Origin of the sequence: Heyndrickxia coagulans 36D1 (assembly GCF_000169195.2) — a bacterium.
Classification (GTDB): Bacteria; Bacillota; Bacilli; order Bacillales; family Bacillaceae_C; genus Weizmannia; species Weizmannia faecalis.
This window is the reverse complement of the sequence record NC_016023.1, coordinates 499106-516014: the sequence shown is the minus strand read 5'-3', so window position 1 is coordinate 516014 and position 16909 is coordinate 499106. Positions and strand designations below refer to the sequence as shown.

13 protein-coding genes and 1 riboswitch are annotated in these 16909 nt (G+C 47.8%); all 13 genes read left to right on the top strand.

Features of this window, described 5'->3' with window-relative positions:
• Positions 1-14 precede the first annotated feature (14 nt).
• The 13 genes from fliS to BCOA_RS19665 all read left to right on the top strand — a co-directional run bounded on the left by fliS (position 15) and on the right by BCOA_RS19665 (position 16702).
• Positions 15-419 (top strand): flagellar export chaperone FliS, encoded by a 405-nt coding sequence (fliS, locus tag BCOA_RS19735; RefSeq protein ID WP_014095877.1) that lies wholly within the window; start codon positions 15-17, stop codon positions 417-419.
• Positions 416-763 carry a flagellar protein FliT gene (locus BCOA_RS19730; RefSeq protein ID WP_014095876.1) on the top strand — a complete coding sequence of 116 codons (348 nt, stop codon included), beginning with the start codon at positions 416-418 and terminating at the stop codon, positions 761-763. The genes fliS and BCOA_RS19730 overlap by 4 nt, the downstream gene beginning before the upstream one ends.
• Before the next feature lie 246 nt (positions 764-1009).
• Positions 1010-1573: a ribosome hibernation-promoting factor, HPF/YfiA family gene (hpf, locus tag BCOA_RS19725; RefSeq protein WP_041817880.1), complete on the top strand. Its 564-nt coding sequence runs from the start codon at positions 1010-1012 to the stop codon at positions 1571-1573.
• A gap of 310 nt (positions 1574-1883) precedes the next feature.
• Complete coding sequence (locus BCOA_RS19720; protein WP_014095874.1) at positions 1884-3494, top strand: gamma-glutamyltransferase family protein; 1611 nt, start codon at positions 1884-1886, stop codon at positions 3492-3494.
• 581 nt (positions 3495-4075) lie between these two features.
• Positions 4076-6592, top strand: coding sequence for a preprotein translocase subunit SecA (secA, locus tag BCOA_RS19710; RefSeq protein ID WP_014095873.1), 2517 nt, complete (start codon positions 4076-4078; stop codon positions 6590-6592).
• A gap of 90 nt (positions 6593-6682) precedes the next feature.
• Positions 6683-7784 (top strand): peptide chain release factor 2 gene (gene prfB, locus BCOA_RS19700; protein WP_148261649.1). Its coding sequence is split into 2 segments (ribosomal slippage): positions 6683-6754 and positions 6756-7784, totalling 1101 coding nucleotides; the frame shifts between segments, so codons are not numbered across the junction.
• A gap of 137 nt (positions 7785-7921) precedes the next feature.
• Positions 7922-8785, top strand: a complete 864-nt coding sequence (locus BCOA_RS19695; protein WP_014095871.1) for a YitT family protein — start codon at positions 7922-7924, stop codon at positions 8783-8785.
• A gap of 93 nt (positions 8786-8878) precedes the next feature.
• On the top strand, positions 8879-9199 hold the full coding sequence (gene cccB, locus BCOA_RS19690) for a cytochrome c551 (protein WP_014095870.1): 321 nt from the start codon (positions 8879-8881) through the stop codon (positions 9197-9199).
• A 1172-nt stretch (positions 9200-10371) separates the two neighbouring features.
• Complete coding sequence (gene ftsE, locus BCOA_RS19685; RefSeq protein WP_041818200.1) at positions 10372-11058, top strand: cell division ATP-binding protein FtsE; 687 nt, start codon at positions 10372-10374, stop codon at positions 11056-11058.
• Complete coding sequence (ftsX, locus tag BCOA_RS19680) at positions 11048-11932, top strand: permease-like cell division protein FtsX (protein ID WP_014095867.1); 885 nt, start codon at positions 11048-11050, stop codon at positions 11930-11932. Before ftsE ends, ftsX begins: the two co-directional genes overlap by 11 nt.
• Before the next feature lie 144 nt (positions 11933-12076).
• A complete protein-coding gene (locus tag BCOA_RS19675) occupies positions 12077-13420 on the top strand; it encodes a murein hydrolase activator EnvC family protein (protein WP_014095866.1) in 1344 nt (447 codons plus the stop codon).
• 227 nt (positions 13421-13647) lie between these two features.
• The gene (gene cls, locus BCOA_RS19670) at positions 13648-15093 is read left to right on the top strand and encodes a cardiolipin synthase (protein ID WP_014095865.1); all 1446 of its coding nucleotides are present in this window, start codon (positions 13648-13650) and stop codon (positions 15091-15093) included.
• 99 nt (positions 15094-15192) lie between these two features.
• Positions 15193-15300, top strand: a riboswitch (SAM riboswitch).
• A gap of 103 nt (positions 15301-15403) precedes the next feature.
• Positions 15404-16702, top strand: coding sequence for an O-acetylhomoserine aminocarboxypropyltransferase/cysteine synthase family protein (locus BCOA_RS19665; RefSeq protein ID WP_014095864.1), 1299 nt, complete (start codon positions 15404-15406; stop codon positions 16700-16702).
• The last annotated feature ends 207 nt before the right edge of the window (positions 16703-16909 follow it).

Here is a 16909-nt window from a genome sequence, read left to right as displayed (position 1 = left end):
AGGAGGGGCCGTAAATGGCAACACGTAATCCATACCAGGCGTATCAGAACAACTCGATTGCAACCGCATCGCCGGGCGAGCTGACATTGATGCTGTACAATGGCTGCCTGAAGTTTATCCATTTGGCGAAAAAAGCCATTGAAAACAAAAATTTTGAAGAAAAAAATAAAAACATCCAAAAAGCGCAAAACATCATCCGTGAATTGATGATGACGCTCGATACGGGCAAATTTGAAGATGCAGAAAAGATGCTTTCCCTTTACGATTTTATCCTGCGCGAACTGATCCAGGCCAATGTGAAAAATGATATGTCAAAACTCGATACAGCGGAAGAGTTGGTAACGGGTTTCCGCGACACCTGGAAGCAGGTCATCCAGGCAAACCGCCGGCAAACATACGGGCAGGGCGGCAAAGTATGATGGGCGATCTAGCCGCCTGCCTGGAGCTAACGGAAGCGCTGCTTTCGGAATTTCATAAAGAGCAGCCGAGGGATACCTTGATCCAAAACATCCACCGGCTCCTTGACCGACGCGGCGCGCTGCTTGCTGCCATGAAACCGCCTTTTTCCGCTGAAGCGCAATTGCTTGGAAGAAAAATCATGGATCTTGACAAACAATTGAAGCCCCTGATGCAGGAAACGCTGTCCGGCATCCGGAGCGACATCCAACAAGCTGCGAAAAAGAAAACGTCCATGAAGCAGTATATTAATCCGTACCAGTCCCTGCAGTTAAATGATGGAAGGTTTTATGACCGGAAAAGATAGGAGTTCTGATCAATGCAGAACTTCTTTTTTTTCAGGGAAAGCCGTGTAAACTGCTTTTTACAGCACCATCGGGGGGATGACAAATATTTCTAAGAAAAATTCGCCAAAAAAGAAGGAATTTAGACAGGCAATGTGTAAATATATAAGTGTAAGATTATTAGAGAAGGTAGCGCTTTCACTGTTCAAAGTGAAAGTACGAGCATACCGCGGTATGCAAGGGGCTGCCAGTTATGAGGAGGGGTCCACATGATGAACTACAACATTCGTGGCGAAAACATTGAGGTAACTCCGGCGATTCGGGATTATATTGAGAAAAAAGTGAACAAGTTGGATCGGTATTTCGTAGAAACGCCAGACACTTCCGTCAATGTAAAACTTAAAGTCAATCCGGATAAAACTTCCAAAGTGGAAATTACGATTCCGATGCCGCAGGTTGTATTGCGTGCGGAAGAAACCAATGAGGATATGTATGCGGCAATTGACCTGATTGCTGACAAATTGGAGCGGCAAATCCGCAAACATAAAACAAAAGTAAACCGGAAACTGCGCGAAAAAGGAAGCACGAGGGAACTGTTCACTACTCCGGACACCGGACTTAAAGAAAAACAAGCCAGGAAAGAAGAAGACTCAGAACTGCAAATTGTGCGGACCAAACATTTTAACTTAAAACCGATGGACAGTGAAGAAGCAGTGCTGCAAATGAACCTTCTGGGCCACAACTTCTTCATTTACACCGATGCGGAAACAAATCATACGAACATCGTATATCGCCGCAAAGACGGCAAATACGGGCTGATTGAAACAAAATAAGGAACGGACGAACAAGCACCCGCGGTGAATCCGCGGGTGCTTTTGCAGCATGAGCCCATCCGGTGAAAGCAAAACGGGCCCGGTAAAGCCGGGGGCGGTTTTTAAGCAAACAACGCAAGCCGAAAAGGAACGCGGCATCGGCAGAAGGATGAAAATCAGCCGGCGCATAGGTTTAGGGATAAAGAAAATGGCAAGGTAGGCAGGAGAAAAGCCCGGATGACAGACTGAAAACCGGAGCGGACGAGCAGCCGGCAAGGCCTACACTTGCGAACAGGAAAAAAGAGTGCATTTTATACGAGGGGGGAAAATGATGAACCTGGATTACTTGTATCATCCTTATGTATCCACCAGAAATACCATTTTTGCCAAAAAAGGAATGGTTGCCACTTCACAGCCGTTAGCTGCCCAGGCCGGCCTTGAAGTTTTACAAAAAGGCGGCAATGCGATTGATGCCGCTATTGCCGCAGCCGCCGCCTTAACGGTCGTGGAGCCGGCCTCGAACGGCATCGGTTCAGATGCATTCGCCATTGTTTGGGCGGGCGGGAAACTGCACGGTTTAAATGCAAGCGGGCCCGCACCGCAGTCGATTTCCATTGAGGCCGTGAAAAAACAAGGGTATGAAAAAATGCCGGCTTATGGGGTGGTCCCGATTACGGTGCCGGGCGCGCCGGCAGCATGGGCGGCGCTATCGGAAAAATTCGGGCGGCTCCCGCTGGCAGACGTTGTGCAACCGGCAATCCGGTATGCGGAAGAGGGGTACCCGCTTTCGCCGGTTTTGGGAAAATACTGGGAAAGGGCATTCCGCCAGTTTCAAACGATTTTTAAAGAAGAAATGTTCCAGCCATGGTTTGACACGTTTGCGCCGGACGGCAGGGCGCCGGCAATCGGGGAAGTGTGGAAATCGCCCGGGCATGCCGCGGCATTAAAGGAAATTGCGGAAACGAAAGCAGAAAGTTTTTACAGGGGGCCGCTTGCAGAAAAAATCAGTGCCTGTATCCGGAAATGGGGCGGCTTTTTAAGCAGGGAAGATTTGGAGGCTTATCATCCCGAATGGGTGGAGCCGATTTCCGCCAGCTACCGGGGCTATGAGGTGTGGGAAATGCCGCCGAACGGGCAGGGGCTTGTTGCGTTGATGGCGCTCAATATTGCGCAAGGATTTGAATTTCGTGAAAAAGACTGCGTGGATACCTATCATAAACAAATTGAAGCAATGAAACTCGCTTTTACAGACGGCAAAGCGTTCATTACAGATGCCGGTGAAATGAAGGCGGACATTGCACACTTGCTTTCGGAAGGCTATGCTGCAAACCGGCGCAGGCTGATCGGGGATCTGGCGCTGGATCCGGAACCGTATGAACTGCCAAAGAGCGGCACTGTCTATTTGGCGGCAGCGGACGGGGAAGGGAATATGGTTTCTTATATCCAAAGCAATTATATGGGATTCGGCTCCGGCATTGTCGTTCCGGGCACAGGAATTGCTTTGCAAAACCGGGGGCATGATTTTTCTTTGGATGAAACGCATGTGAATGCATTGAAACCCGGCAAAAAGACGTATCATACGATTATTCCCGGCTTTTTAACAAAAGACGGGGAAGCGGTCGGGCCGTTTGGGGTGATGGGCGGCTATATGCAACCGCAGGGCCACTTCCAAGTGATCATGAACACGATTGATTTTCATCTTCATCCGCAGCAGGCGCTGGATGCCCCGAGATGGCAATGGACGGAGGGGAAAAAAGTGCTGGTAGAACCCCATTTTCCGAATCACCTTGTGCAAGGGCTGATCCGAAAAGGGCACGATGTCCATGTGGCTGCGGATACGGGCGGTTTCGGCCGCGGCCAGATCATCTGGCGGAATCCGGACACGGGCGTACTGATGGGCGGCACGGAATCGCGTGCGGACGGCATGGTGGCGGCCTGGTAAAACGCTTTTCCAATTCCAAATGGGTGCTCAGGCCTCTTCATTTTTTTTCAGACAGCGGCCCGGGCATGCCGAACCGGGAAAGCCGGAATCTCCCTGGAGGTTAAAAACCGGTTGCCCGGCATGGATTTTAAATGACGATATAGACGATATAACTGAAGTTGTGCATCAGCCCCGGGCGTCCATTTGCATGGCGATGGCTTTTTGCAGCAGGCAACAGAGCAGCCATATTTTGTTCATTTTATATAATCTTAAGCACCGGCAGCATCCTCAATCCGGTCTCTTCCGCCCGGGCCTGCTGCCCACCCCGGGTTCTTTTGTTGTATGCGCTCCGTTTCAGTGTTAAAATACAATAAGGTATATTTCAGGAAACAAAATACACGCACCCGGCCGCATCCGGGGCTGTATCATCGGAACTTTCCTCAAAAAGCATGGAAACCCTGGTTTGACACGGCCGGGAAAACCCGGCGAAAAAAGAGACGCAGAAAAGAAACTGTGCTATAATTAAAATTTAAAAGTCATGGCAATTACAACGATAGGGCCGAAAAGTCCTGTTTTGATACTGAAATAAAGGAGCGTTTTGAATGGTGGCTTTTTTGGACAAAGTTTTTGATGCCAACAAACGTGAACTGAAACATCTTGAGAAGATCGCAAACCAGATTGAGGAATTGGCGTCGGATATGGAAAAGCTGTCGGATGAGCAGCTGCGCGACAAGACGGAAGAGTTTAAGCAGCGTTACCAAAACGGCGAGAGCCTTGATGACCTGCTTGTGGAAGCTTTTGCGGTTGTCCGGGAAGGCGCCAGACGTGTGCTCGGGCTTTATCCTTATCATGTCCAGCTGATGGGCGGTATTACGCTCCATGAAGGAAATATTGCCGAAATGAAAACCGGTGAAGGAAAAACGCTGACCGCGACGATGCCGGTTTATTTGAACGCCCTGTCCGGAAAAGGCGTCCATGTCGTCACAGTGAACGAATACTTGGCGAAGCGGGATGCCGAGGAAATGGGCAAGCTGTACCAATTTCTTGGGCTTACTGTCGGCCTGAATTTAACCAATATGTCGAACGAAGAAAAACAGGCCGCATATGCAGCAGATATCACATACGGGACGAACAATGAATTCGGCTTCGATTATTTGCGCGACAATATGGTGCTCTACCAAGAACAAAAAGTGCAGCGGCCGCTTTATTTTGCGGTCATCGATGAAGTCGACTCGATTTTAATCGATGAAGCGCGGACGCCGCTTATTATTTCCGGACAAGCCGAAAAATCGACGGCACTGTATACACAAGCGAACGCATTTGTGCGTACATTGGAAAAAGAAAAAGATTACACTTATGACGTGAAAACGAAGAGCGTGCTGCTGACGGAAGATGGCATCACGAAAGCCGAAAAATATTTTCATATCGACAACCTGTACGATATCCGCAATGTGACAATCAACCACCATATTAACCAGGCGCTGAAAGCCAATGTTGCGATGCACCGGGATGTCGACTATGTTGTGCAGGACGGGGAAATCATCATCGTCGACCAGTTCACCGGCCGCCTGATGAAAGGCCGCCGTTTCAGTGAAGGGCTCCATCAGGCGATTGAAGCAAAAGAGGGCGTGGAGATCCAGAACGAAAGCATGACGATGGCCACGATCACATTCCAGAACTATTTCCGGATGTATGCGAAGCTGGCCGGGATGACCGGTACAGCGAAAACGGAAGAAGAAGAATTCCGCAACATTTATAACATGCGTGTTGTCGTGATCCCGACAAACCGCCCGATCATCCGCGATGACCGGCCGGATTTGATTTACAAAACGATGGAAGGCAAGTTCAGAGCCGTTGTTGAGGATATAAAGCAGCGGCACGACCTTGGCCAGCCGATACTTGTCGGGACGGTTGCGATCGAAACGTCTGAATTGATTTCCCGAATGCTGAAAAAGAAAGGCGTCCCGCATAACGTGTTGAACGCGAAAAACCATGCGCGTGAAGCGGAGATCATCAAACAGGCCGGGCAAAAAGGCGCGGTCACGATCGCGACGAACATGGCCGGGCGCGGTACCGATATCAAGCTTGGCGACGGTGTCGTGGAACTGGGCGGCCTTGCCGTTATCGGAACTGAACGCCATGAATCAAGGCGGATCGACAACCAGTTGCGTGGGCGTTCCGGACGCCAAGGAGATCCCGGGATCACACAGTTTTATCTGTCAATGGAAGATGAACTGATGCGTCGTTTCGGATCGGATAATATGAAGAGCATGATGGAACGGCTCGGCATGGATGATACGCAGCCGATCCAGAGCAAAATGGTGTCGCGCGCCGTTGAATCTGCACAAAAACGGGTGGAAGGCAATAACTTCGATGCCCGGAAACAACTGCTCCAATATGATGATGTCCTCCGGCAACAGCGTGAGATCATCTATAAGCAGCGCGATGAAGTACTGACGGCGGATAATTTGCGTGAAATCGTTGAAAAAATGATCCGCTCGGTCGTAGAACGCGTTGTCAACGCTAATGCACCGCTTCATGAAGATGAGGAAGAATGGAACTTGCAGGGCATTGTCGATTATGTCTTGACCAATCTGCTTCGTGAAGGCGACATCTCGCGGGAAGACTTGCTCGGAAAAGAACCGGACGAAATGGTTGACTTGATCATGGCAAAAGTGAAGATGCGCTATGATGAAAAAGAAGAAGCATTCGGGCCGGAACAGATGCGCGAATTTGAAAAAGTCATTTTGCTGCGCTCTGTTGACTCAAAATGGATCGACCATATTGATGCGATGGACCATCTCCGCGAAGGGATCCACTTGCGCGCGTACGGCCAGATCGACCCGCTGCGCGAATACCAGTCGGAAGGCTTTGCCATGTTTGAAAATATGGTTGCATCCATCGAGGAAGATACGGCAAAATATATTATGAAAGCAGAAATCCAAACCAATCTGGAGCGCCAGGAAGTGGCAAAGGGCCAGGCTGTCGTGCCGGGCGGGGAAGAAACAATTGTGAAGAAAAAACCGATCCGCAAAAAAGTGCGCATCGGCCGGAATGACCCTTGCCCGTGCGGTAGCGGCAAAAAGTATAAAAACTGCCACGGCCGGCTTGAGGCTTAAAATCAGGCAGGCATACGTAAAAAAGGAGGGGCAAAACGCCGCCCTTCTTTTTTGCGGAAAACAGCAGAAAAATTTAATGAGGTGAATGGAATGGAGTTATCAGAAATTAGAGCGGAATTGGAAAATACAGCTAAGAAATTAGCGGGTTTCAGGGGGTCTCTTTGAATTAGAAGAAAAAGAGACACGTATTGCTGAACTGGAAGAAAGAATGCTGGAACCGAACTTTTGGGACGACCAGCAGGAAGCACAAAAAATTATTAATGAATCCAATGCTTTAAAAGAAATGGTAAACGGCTACCGTGAACTCGAGTCGCAACAGGAGGATCTCGAAGTCACGCACGAACTGGCCAAAGAAGAAAATGACTCGGAACTGAAAGAAGAGCTCGAGGCTGAGCTTGAAGCGTTCACGGAAAAATTAAATGAATACGAGCTGCAGCTGCTTTTAAACGGACCGTATGATGCGAACAATGCGATTTTGGAACTGCACCCTGGCGCGGGCGGTACAGAATCCCAGGACTGGTGTTCCATGCTGCTCAGAATGTATACACGCTGGGGCGAGAAAAAAGGCTTTAAAGTCGAAACCCTTGATTACCTCCCGGGCGACGAAGCCGGTGTGAAAAGCGTCACCCTCCTTTTCAAAGGGCATAACGCGTACGGTTATCTTAAAGCGGAAAAAGGCATTCACCGCCTTGTCCGGATCTCGCCGTTTGATGCAGCCGGCCGCCGCCACACTTCGTTCGTCTCGTGCGAAGTGATGCCGGAAATAGACGACAACATTGAAGTGGAAGTCCGGCCGGAAGATTTGCGTGTCGACACATACCGGGCAAGCGGGGCAGGCGGCCAGCACATTAACAAAACGTCTTCGGCTGTCCGGATTACCCATATTCCGACCGGGATTGTCGTCTCCTGCCAATCGGAACGTTCGCAAATTCAGAACCGCGAACAAGCCATGAAAATGCTGAAAGCGAAATTGTACCAAAAAGAAGTAGAAGAAAAAGAGAAACAATTGGCAGAAATCCGCGGCGAACAGAAAGAGATCGGGTGGGGCAGCCAGATCCGTTCTTATGTTTTCCATCCATATTCCATGGTAAAAGATCACCGCACAAATGTTGAAACAGGGAATGTCCAGGCGGTAATGGATGGCGAAATTGATCCGTTCATTGACGCTTACCTGCGTGCGCATATTTCGTAATGAGAAAAAGTTTTTCTGAAAAATTGAACGCATGACAGGCCGGATGCCACAATGCCAAAAAATATAGAGGGGTGCGAAACAAGCGGTCCTGTATATTGGTGTGTGGCATCCGTTTTTTTATGAAAAGGGGGAGGGAAATGGCAAAGAAAAGGAGAAAGCCGGAGAACAAATACTGGACGATGCTGAAAGAATACATTTATATCCTTGCTGGATCAGCGATCGTTGCCATTACATTTAATGTTTTCCTGCTTCCAAATAATATTGCGTCCGGCGGCGTCAGCGGGATCAGCACGATTTTGCACGGGGTGTTCGGATGGAAGCCGGCTTACGTGCAATGGGGGCTCAACATTCCGCTATTTATTGCCGGCCTCATTTTTCTTGGCTACCAATTTGGCATTAAAACACTTGTTGGCACCTTGTTTTTGCCGTTTGTTGTTTTTTTGACGGAAAATTGGCAGCCGTGGACGCATGACGCATTGCTGGCCGCACTTTTTGGTGGAATCGGCGTCGGGGCTGGGCTCGGGATTGTGTTTCTTGGCAGGGCTTCAACCGGCGGAACCGATTTGGCCGCGCAAATTATCCATAAATTTACCGGCATCTCACTCGGGAAATGTGTGCTTGCGATTGACGGGCTTGTTGTCCTGTCAGCAGCTGCCGTTTTTGATATTGAAAAGGGTTTGTATGCAATCATCGGGCTGTTTGTCACAAGCAAGACCATTGACCTCGTCCAGGTCGGCCTGAACCGTTCGAAAAATGTACTGATCATTTCTGACAAACACGAGGATATCCGGAAAGAGATTTTGTTCCAGATCGACCGGGGGGTTACAAGGCTCCATGCATATGGCGGATTTACCGACCAGGAAAAGCCGATTTTAATGTGTGTCGTCGACCAGTCTGAATTTATTAAGTTAAGAAACCTTGTCAAAACCATTGACGGGAAGGCATTTGTTGTTGTGATGGATGCCGCCGAAGTGCTGGGCGAAGGTTTTAACATGCCGTAGCCGCCGGTTTACGCGTTTTTCGTATTTCTTTCCCTGCCTAGGCGGACATTCGGTATAATGAAAGAAGAATGTGCATAGGAGGGAGGGCTTCATATGAAATGGCGCGCAGCTATGGCGGCGATTCTACTTGCAGCTGGACTTTCCGCCTGTGGGAACGGGTCTCCATCATCAGACGGCGGGAAAAACACGGCAAATGGCGGCGATGCCGAAAAACTGGTAGACCAAAAATGTTCTGCCTGCCATGGCGATCAATTGCAAGGGAATGTCGGGCCGAATTTGCAGCATATCGGTTCTAAGCTCAACGAAAAACAGATTTTAAATGTCATTGAAAACGGAAAAGGAGACATGCCAAAAGGGCTTTTAAAGGGAGACGATGCCCAAAAAGTCGCGAAATGGCTTTCCAAGAAAAAATGACAAAAACGGACCGGAAAACCGGCCCGTTTTTTGGTAAAGGTGGAAAGTTTTTTCTACAGCAACTGCAAAAATACTGGCTCAGTATGGGCTAAAAAGGCAAGCGTTACGCGACCTTTTTGAAAAAACGAAAAAATAAAATTAAACGTTTACAAATATAAAAGCCGTGTGTTATAATGTAAAAAAATTTCCAATTGGTTGTAATACAGGAAATAAATTCACATCATGTTTCTGTTATTCGTTTGTACCTTTGTACTACTTCTAACCATACGGGGATGGGATTACAAAAGCGGGAATCCAAAGAGATAATGGATCTTTATAGAAGAATGGGGAGAAAAATCATGGGGTTTTGGGTCATGCTTTTTTGCTTTGTTGTCGGAATTGTTCTTCTTGTGAACAGCTTTAAGTACAGGAAAAACAAGACAGCCAGATTTGGGATTGAACTTGTAGTCGGTTTCATTTTTTTGGCAATCTCAGTATATATGGCACTGCCGAAATGAGAATGCCTTATGATATAAAGGAATCATTTGTAACCATGCTATCTATATTACAATTGATTAGTAGTGGTTAGGTTCAGGCATTATTATGATCTTCGTCCCAACTAACATTACAGGTCAAGGATATAATGAAGATAGATGAATAGGGACATTTTTAGTGGCGGACTGTGTTGTAAGCGCAATTTCTTTTATTACCGGGTTTTTTCAAAAAAGTGAATGCGAGGACACACTGAATGAAAATAGGGATTCCCATACGACGGGAATCCCTATTTTGTTTTTGTCGAGGGAGGGAAAATGATGGGGAAGTGTCAACGGTATTCATTTCCAGTTTCAGACAAGGCTTAAAAAGTTCCAAAATGCGAAGCGATCCTCAAAAAAGTGTTCACCCCCATTAGAAAATTTGAAACAAAACTGTAATGTCGCTCAAGGGTAGGGATGCTATAATAATAAATGTGCGAATTTCGAGCAATTATGCGAATTCTCGCGCGTTGAAAAGAGAAAAAAGTCAAATTTTATGCGGAAAGGTTTTCACACAGCCTTTTCTTACAGCAAATCATCCTGTACGGCTCTTTTACAGGGACGGGTGTGCAGGGAATGCAAAAATTGGCGTTTTTTGCCGGTTCCGTTGACATATTTTTCATTCCGGCACGTTACATTGAAAAAAAGCTAGGTGAGGAAATGATAGAATTAAAGGACGTCTATAAAAAGTACCCGAACGGCGTCATGGCTGTGAGCGGGTTAAATATAAAAATCAACCAGGGCGAATTTGTTTATATCGTTGGCCCGAGCGGCGCGGGTAAATCCACGCTCGTCAAACTGATTTACCGCGAAGAAAAGCCGACAGCAGGAAATGTCATCGTGAACGGCATCAATCTTTCAAAGCTCCGGGACAAACGGATTCCTTATTTCCGGCGGCAGATCGGTGTTGTATTCCAGGATTTTAAGCTGCTGCAGACATTGACTGTATATGAAAATATCGCCTTTGCCCTCGAAGTGATCGAGCAGGAACCTTCTTATATCCGGAGCCGCGTCATGGAAGTACTCGACCAGGTCGGGTTGAAAAATAAAGCAAGAATGCTGCCTTCTGAGTTGTCCGGCGGTGAACAGCAGCGGGTTTCTATCGCGCGTTCCATCGTCAACATGCCGAAAGTGGTCATTGCGGACGAGCCGACTGGAAACCTCGATCCGGAAACTTCATGGGACATTATGAAAATCCTCGAAGACATCAACGTAACCGGGACAACGGTTGTCATGGCTACCCATAACCGTGATATTGTAAACACAAACAAGCACCGCGTCATCGCCATTGAAGGTGGGAAAGTGGTACGCGATGAGCAGCTGGGAGGTTACGGTTATGAAGATTAATACGCTTAAACGCCACTTCCGGGAAAGTTTTAAAAGCCTTGGCCGGAATGGCTGGATGATGTTTGCATCGGCAAGTGCCGTAACGATTACCCTGCTTCTTGTCGGCGTATTTTTCGTGATCATCCTGAACATGAATAAATTTGCTTCCGATATTGAAAACGACGTGGAAATTCGCGTCCATATCGACTTAGCGGCAAAGGCTGCCGACAGGGAAAAATTGGAAAGCGAGATTGAGAGTCTGAACGCCGTCAATTCCGTCAAGTTTTCTTCTAAACAACAGGAACTAAAAGAATTGATTAAAAGAATGGGTGATGATTTTAAACTGTTCCAGCAGGACAACCCATTGTATGATGTATTTATTGTCAAAACAAAGCAGCCGACGGACACGCCAAAAGTTGCGGCGCAAATTCAAAAAATGGACCATGTCGAATCCGTCATTTATGGGAAAGGAAAAGTGGAAAAGCTGTTCCATGTTTTAAGTATCTGCCGCAATGTCGGGCTTGTGTTAATCATTGCCCTGCTGCTTACGGCGATGTTCCTTATCTCAAATACGATTAAAATTACGATTTTTGCCAGAAGAAAAGAAATCGAGATTATGAAACTGGTAGGGGCGACAAACTGGTTTATCCGCTGGCCGTTTCTTCTCGAAGGGCTCTGGCTCGGAATCCTGGGGTCCATACTGCCGATTGTGCTGATTTCTTTCGGCTATTACTCCGTTTATAAAATCGTAGAGCCGAAGCTGCAAAACAATATTATCCATATGCTTGATATCAGCCCGTTCATTTACGGCGTAGACGGCCTGCTGCTTGTACTTGGCGTCTGCATTGGAATCTGGGGCAGTTCGATGTCGATCCGCCGTTATTTGAAAGTGTAACGGGAACGGCCGGGATGCATTCCACTCCCGTCCGCCTGATTTTTTATTCTATACCCTTTCTGTTCATTTTAAAACACAGGAAAAACGGGGCGTTGCGTCCCCGGATACATAAAACAAAAACATTTTGCTTTGAGGGGGAAAAAGATGAAGAAGCGTTCCATTCTGCCTGCTGCTGTTATATGCACGCTCAGCCTGGGCGGCCTGTTCGGCTACCAGTCCAATGCTGCTGCGGCCGGCGATTTGCAGCAGAAAAAAAGCGAGATTGAGAGTAAACTTTCCAATGTCGAATCAGAGATGAACAAAAAAGAAAACCAGATTTCCGACATTCAAGACAAGCAGGCTTCTCTCGGCGGCCAGCTTGAGGCCATTGAATCGAAAATTCAATCGGCGAACAAAAAAATCAGCGAGCAGGAACAGAATATCAGTACAACGAAAGACCAGATTGCTGATTTGAAGAAAAATATCGCTGAAATCAAAAAGCGGATTGAAGACCGGAACGCTATTTTAAAAGACCGCGCCCGTGCAATGCAGAAAAACGGCGGCGGTTCGGTCAATTATTTGGATGTTTTTCTTGAAGCGAAAAGCGTTGGTGATTTTATTGACCGCTTTTCAGCAGTGAAGACATTGGTTGAAGCAGACCGGCAAATTTTGGAAGAACAGAAAAAAGATGAACAGGATTTAAAGGACAAACAGGCTTCAGTGGAAAAGAAACTGTCCGATTTGGAATCGATGCTGTCTGATTTACAATCATTAAAAGACAGTCTGAAACAGGATGAGAGCGAGAAATCGGCATTAATCAAAAAGTTGGAAAAACAAAAAGACAGCCTTAAGGAAGAGAAAATGTCGCTGAGTGAACAAAAGAGTATCCTGGCTGACCAAAAAGCTTCCATTGAAAAAGCCATTGCGTTTGCGAAAAAGCAAGCGGAGGAAGAAAGAAAGGCTGCAGCAAAAGCAGATGCAGCAGCAAAGGCACAAACGAATACAGGATCAACAGGATCAGCAGGATCAAACGCAGGGACAACCCGCTCTGCATCGGTCAAGTCAAGTTCCGGGAGCCATTCCGGCGGATCCCTTCCGCAAGTATCTTCCGGATCCTTTACGCGACCGGCATCCGGATATATTTCATCTGAATTCGGTGGGCGTTCCGGCGGGTTCCATCCGGGCATTGACATTGCCAACAGCATCGGGACACCGGTTGTCGCTGCAGCCGACGGTGTCGTGTTTAGGGCGTACCACTCTTCTTCATACGGGAATTGCGTCATGATCACCCACTATATTAACGGGAAGTTGTACACAACCGTTTATGCCCATTTGAGCTCGTACAGCGTCAGCACCGGGCAGCACGTCAGCAAAGGGCAGCAGATCGGAGCAATGGGAAATACCGGGGAATCAACAGGACCGCATCTTCACTTTGAAATTTATAACGGCCGCTGGACACCACCGCCACATACCGGTGCCCAAAACCCGAGAAACTATGTTAACTTTTAATAAGGACGAAAAAAAGAACCGTATCCATTGGTGCGGTTCTTTTTCAATGCATTTGCAGGAAAAGTGCTGTACGATAGGTAAGGCGATAAATATTATGGTATGATACAATTGTCGTTTTTCCTGCGCAAACATATCCTATATCAATTCCAAACGCATCACGGTAACCCGGACGTGAGCTGAAAACAAACCTCAAGCAGGAACAAAGGGTGTACGAAAAGGAGAACGCAATGATTATAACGGTACTACTGGTTATCTTGTTTCTTTTGAATTTTATTCTGGCGGGAACCGTTATTTTCCTGGAACGGCGGGATGTCGGCGCAACTTGGGCATGGCTTTTGGTGCTGTTATTCCTGCCGATTGCCGGCTTTATCCTGTATTTGGTATTCGGGCAAAATTTAAGCCGCCGGAAAATTTTTGACTGGAAGGTACAGGAGAAGATCGGCATTAAGGAAATTTCCCAGCAGCAAATTGAACTGCTGCGCGAAAACCGGTTTCCGTTTCATGATGAGCGGACAATCCAGTACAAGGATCTCGTTTATATGCTGCTGATGAATGACGGGGCAATCCTTTCCCAGGACAATCACGTCGATATATTTACAGACGGCAGGAAAAAATTCGAGGCTTTATTTGAAGACATCCGGAATGCAAAAGACAGTATTCATCTTGTATATTATATTTTCCGGAATGACCGCCTCGGCCATGAATTGATTGAACTGCTGTCGCAAAAAGCAAGAGAAGGCGTAAAGGTGCGGCTGCTTTATGATGATATGGGGTCGCGGATGCTGTTCCGCCGCAAATTTTTCCGGCCGCTTGTTGTTGCTGGTGGGGAAGTGGCGTCCTTTTTTCCTGCCCGGATCCCACTCGTCAATTTGCGCGTCAATTTCAGGAATCACCGGAAATTGGCGATTATTGATGGGCAGATCGGATATATCGGTGGTTTTAATGTTGGGGATGAGTATCTTGGCCTGAATAAGAAATTCGGTTACTGGCGGGATACGCATCTACGGATTGTAGGGAGTGCTGTTTATGCCATGCAGACCCGCTTTATTTTGGACTGGAATCAGGCGTCACCGCACGATGTAAGAGATGAAGAACGTTATTTCCCGGTCATCCCATCGCAGGGTGAAACCGATATCCAAATCGTCTCAAGCGGCCCCGATTCTGAATGGGAGCAGATTAAAAACAGCTATATTAAAATGATCAATTCCGCCAAAAAATATATTTATTTGCAAACACCGTATTTTATTCCGGATGACAGCCTCCTGAATGCGCTGACGCTTGCCGCCTTATCCGGAGTGGATGTTCGGATTATGATTCCAAATAAACCGGATCATATGTTTGTCTATTGGGCGACGCTTTCCAACATCGGCCAGCTGTTAAAAACGGGCGTCAAAGTGTACATTTATCAAAAAGGGTTCATCCATGCGAAAATGATTGTCGTAGACGGGAAAATTGCTTCCGTTGGGACGGCCAATATCGATGTGCGCAGTTTCCGTCTCAATTTTGAAGTGAACGCCGTGCTGTACGACCGTGAGCTTTCCGGCACACTTGCCGGCGTTTTCCGGGACGATATGGCCGAATCAACCGAATTAACGCTCCATGATTACCAGAACCGGCCGCTTTATGTGCGGTTTAAAGAGTCCATTTCCCGGCTATTGTCGCCAATATTGTAGAAGAAAAAGAAAATTTTTTCAAAAAAAGGTTGACGGTTTGCCATTGTTCTTCTATAATCTTAAACAATAAGTCATTCAAAATTGAATTATGAAAAGAAACTCTTATCGAGAGCGGCGGAGGGACTAGGCCCTGCGAAGCCCGGCAACCTTCAGGCATTTGCCTGAAAAGGTGCTAATTCCTACAGACATGCGTCTGAAAGATAAGGGAGGAACTTACATACATTGTAACCCTCTTCCCTTACGAAGAGGGTTTTTTCATTTCCTCTTCCATCTTTCACGAAAAAATTTTAAAAAATCAGGAGGCTTTAAAATGACACAACCATCATTCCAACCGGAAACTTTATTGTTGCACGGCGGCCAGGAACCGGACCCGGCGACAGGATCGCGCGCCGTACCGGTATACCGGACGACTTCTTACGTTTTTCCGGATACAGAACATGCGGAGGGCGTCTTCAATTTATCAAAAGAAGGTTTCATTTATTCCCGTCTCGGCAATCCGACTGTAGATGTTTTTGAAAAACGTGTTGCTGCACTGGAAGGCGGAACGGCGGCTGTCGGTTTATCATCCGGCGCATCGGCCATTGCCTTCTCCATTTTGAACATTGTTCGTGCGGGTGATGACATCGTATCTGCCAGCAACCTTTACGGCGGTACCTATAATTTGTTTGCCGTGACATTGCCGAAATACGGCATTAACGTCAAGTTTGTGGACGGGTCCGACCCTGAAGCGTTCCGCCAGGCGATCACCCCGAAAACAAAAGCATTGTACGCGGAAATTATCGGCAACCCAAGCCTGCAGGTGCTCGACGTGGAAAAAGTAGCGGAAGTGGCCCATGAAAACGGTATTCCTTTGATTGTCGACAACACGTTTGCTTCTCCGTATGGCGCGAATCCGATCAAATGGGGCGCGGACGTGGTTGTCCATTCGGCGACAAAATGGATCGGCGGGCACGGAACGGCGATCGGCGGTGTTGCCGTTGACGGCGGGCGTTTTGACTGGAACACAGACAAATTTCCGGACTTTAGCGAACCGGATCCGAGCTATCACGGCTTGCGCTACGGCGTCGACACGGCACAGGCTGCGTTCGCCACAAAACTTCGCGTTCAGCTTTTGCGCGACTTCGGGCCGACTTTAAGTCCGGACAACGCCTTTTTATTCCTGCAAGGGCTTGAAACGCTGCATCTGCGTGTGGAAAGGCATAACGAAAATGCATTGAAAGTCGCGGAATTTCTGAAAAACCATCCGGATGTTGCGTGGGTCAATTACCCGGGCCTTGAAGACCATCCTTCCCATGAGCTGGCGCAAAAATATTTGAACGGCGGCTACGGCTCCATTGTCAACTTTGGTGTCAAAGGCGGCCGGGAAACAGGAAGACGCGTGATCGACAATATCAAGCTGTGGTCGCATGTAGCGAATGTCGGCGACGCGAAATCGCTGATCATCCACCCGGCAACGACCACGCATTCGCAGCTGAGCGATGAAGAACTGGAAAAATCAGGGGTCACGGGCGATTTGATCCGCCTGTCCGTCGGGCTTGAAGCCGTCGAAGATTTGACAGCCGACCTCGATCAGGCCATTACAAAAGCAACAGCCGTTACAGCCCGGTAAAACCGGGGAGCAGGCCCGGCAGATTCGTGCGAGGCCGCCATGCGAATGCCAACAGGTGATCCGGAAAACTTATACGATGTTCTGGGCTGATCCCATTGAACAATGTTGCGGCCCGGACGGTCTGCATACCTGATCCAGATCGGGAGCTTCTGGATACCGGCTGCACCGAATACTGTCGGACCGCTTGACCGTTTTAAATGAACGAAA

Bases quoted from the DNA above. Each gene is read 5' to 3' on its own strand.
- fliS (WP_014095877.1), top strand. From the start codon at position 15: ATGGCAACACGTAATCCATACCAGGCGTATCAGAACAACTCGATTGCA.
- BCOA_RS19730 (WP_014095876.1), top strand. From the start codon at position 416: ATGATGGGCGATCTAGCCGCCTGCCTGGAGCTAACGGAAGCGCTGCTT.
- hpf (WP_041817880.1), top strand. From the start codon at position 1,010: ATGATGAACTACAACATTCGTGGCGAAAACATTGAGGTAACTCCGGCG.
- BCOA_RS19720 (WP_014095874.1), top strand. From the start codon at position 1,884: ATGAACCTGGATTACTTGTATCATCCTTATGTATCCACCAGAAATACC.
- secA (WP_014095873.1), top strand. From the start codon at position 4,076: ATGGTGGCTTTTTTGGACAAAGTTTTTGATGCCAACAAACGTGAACTG.
- BCOA_RS19695 (WP_014095871.1), top strand. From the start codon at position 7,922: ATGGCAAAGAAAAGGAGAAAGCCGGAGAACAAATACTGGACGATGCTG.
- cccB (WP_014095870.1), top strand. From the start codon at position 8,879: ATGAAATGGCGCGCAGCTATGGCGGCGATTCTACTTGCAGCTGGACTT.
- ftsE (WP_041818200.1), top strand. From the start codon at position 10,372: ATGATAGAATTAAAGGACGTCTATAAAAAGTACCCGAACGGCGTCATG.
- ftsX (WP_014095867.1), top strand. From the start codon at position 11,048: ATGAAGATTAATACGCTTAAACGCCACTTCCGGGAAAGTTTTAAAAGC.
- BCOA_RS19675 (WP_014095866.1), top strand. From the start codon at position 12,077: ATGAAGAAGCGTTCCATTCTGCCTGCTGCTGTTATATGCACGCTCAGC.
- cls (WP_014095865.1), top strand. From the start codon at position 13,648: ATGATTATAACGGTACTACTGGTTATCTTGTTTCTTTTGAATTTTATT.
- BCOA_RS19665 (WP_014095864.1), top strand. From the start codon at position 15,404: ATGACACAACCATCATTCCAACCGGAAACTTTATTGTTGCACGGCGGC.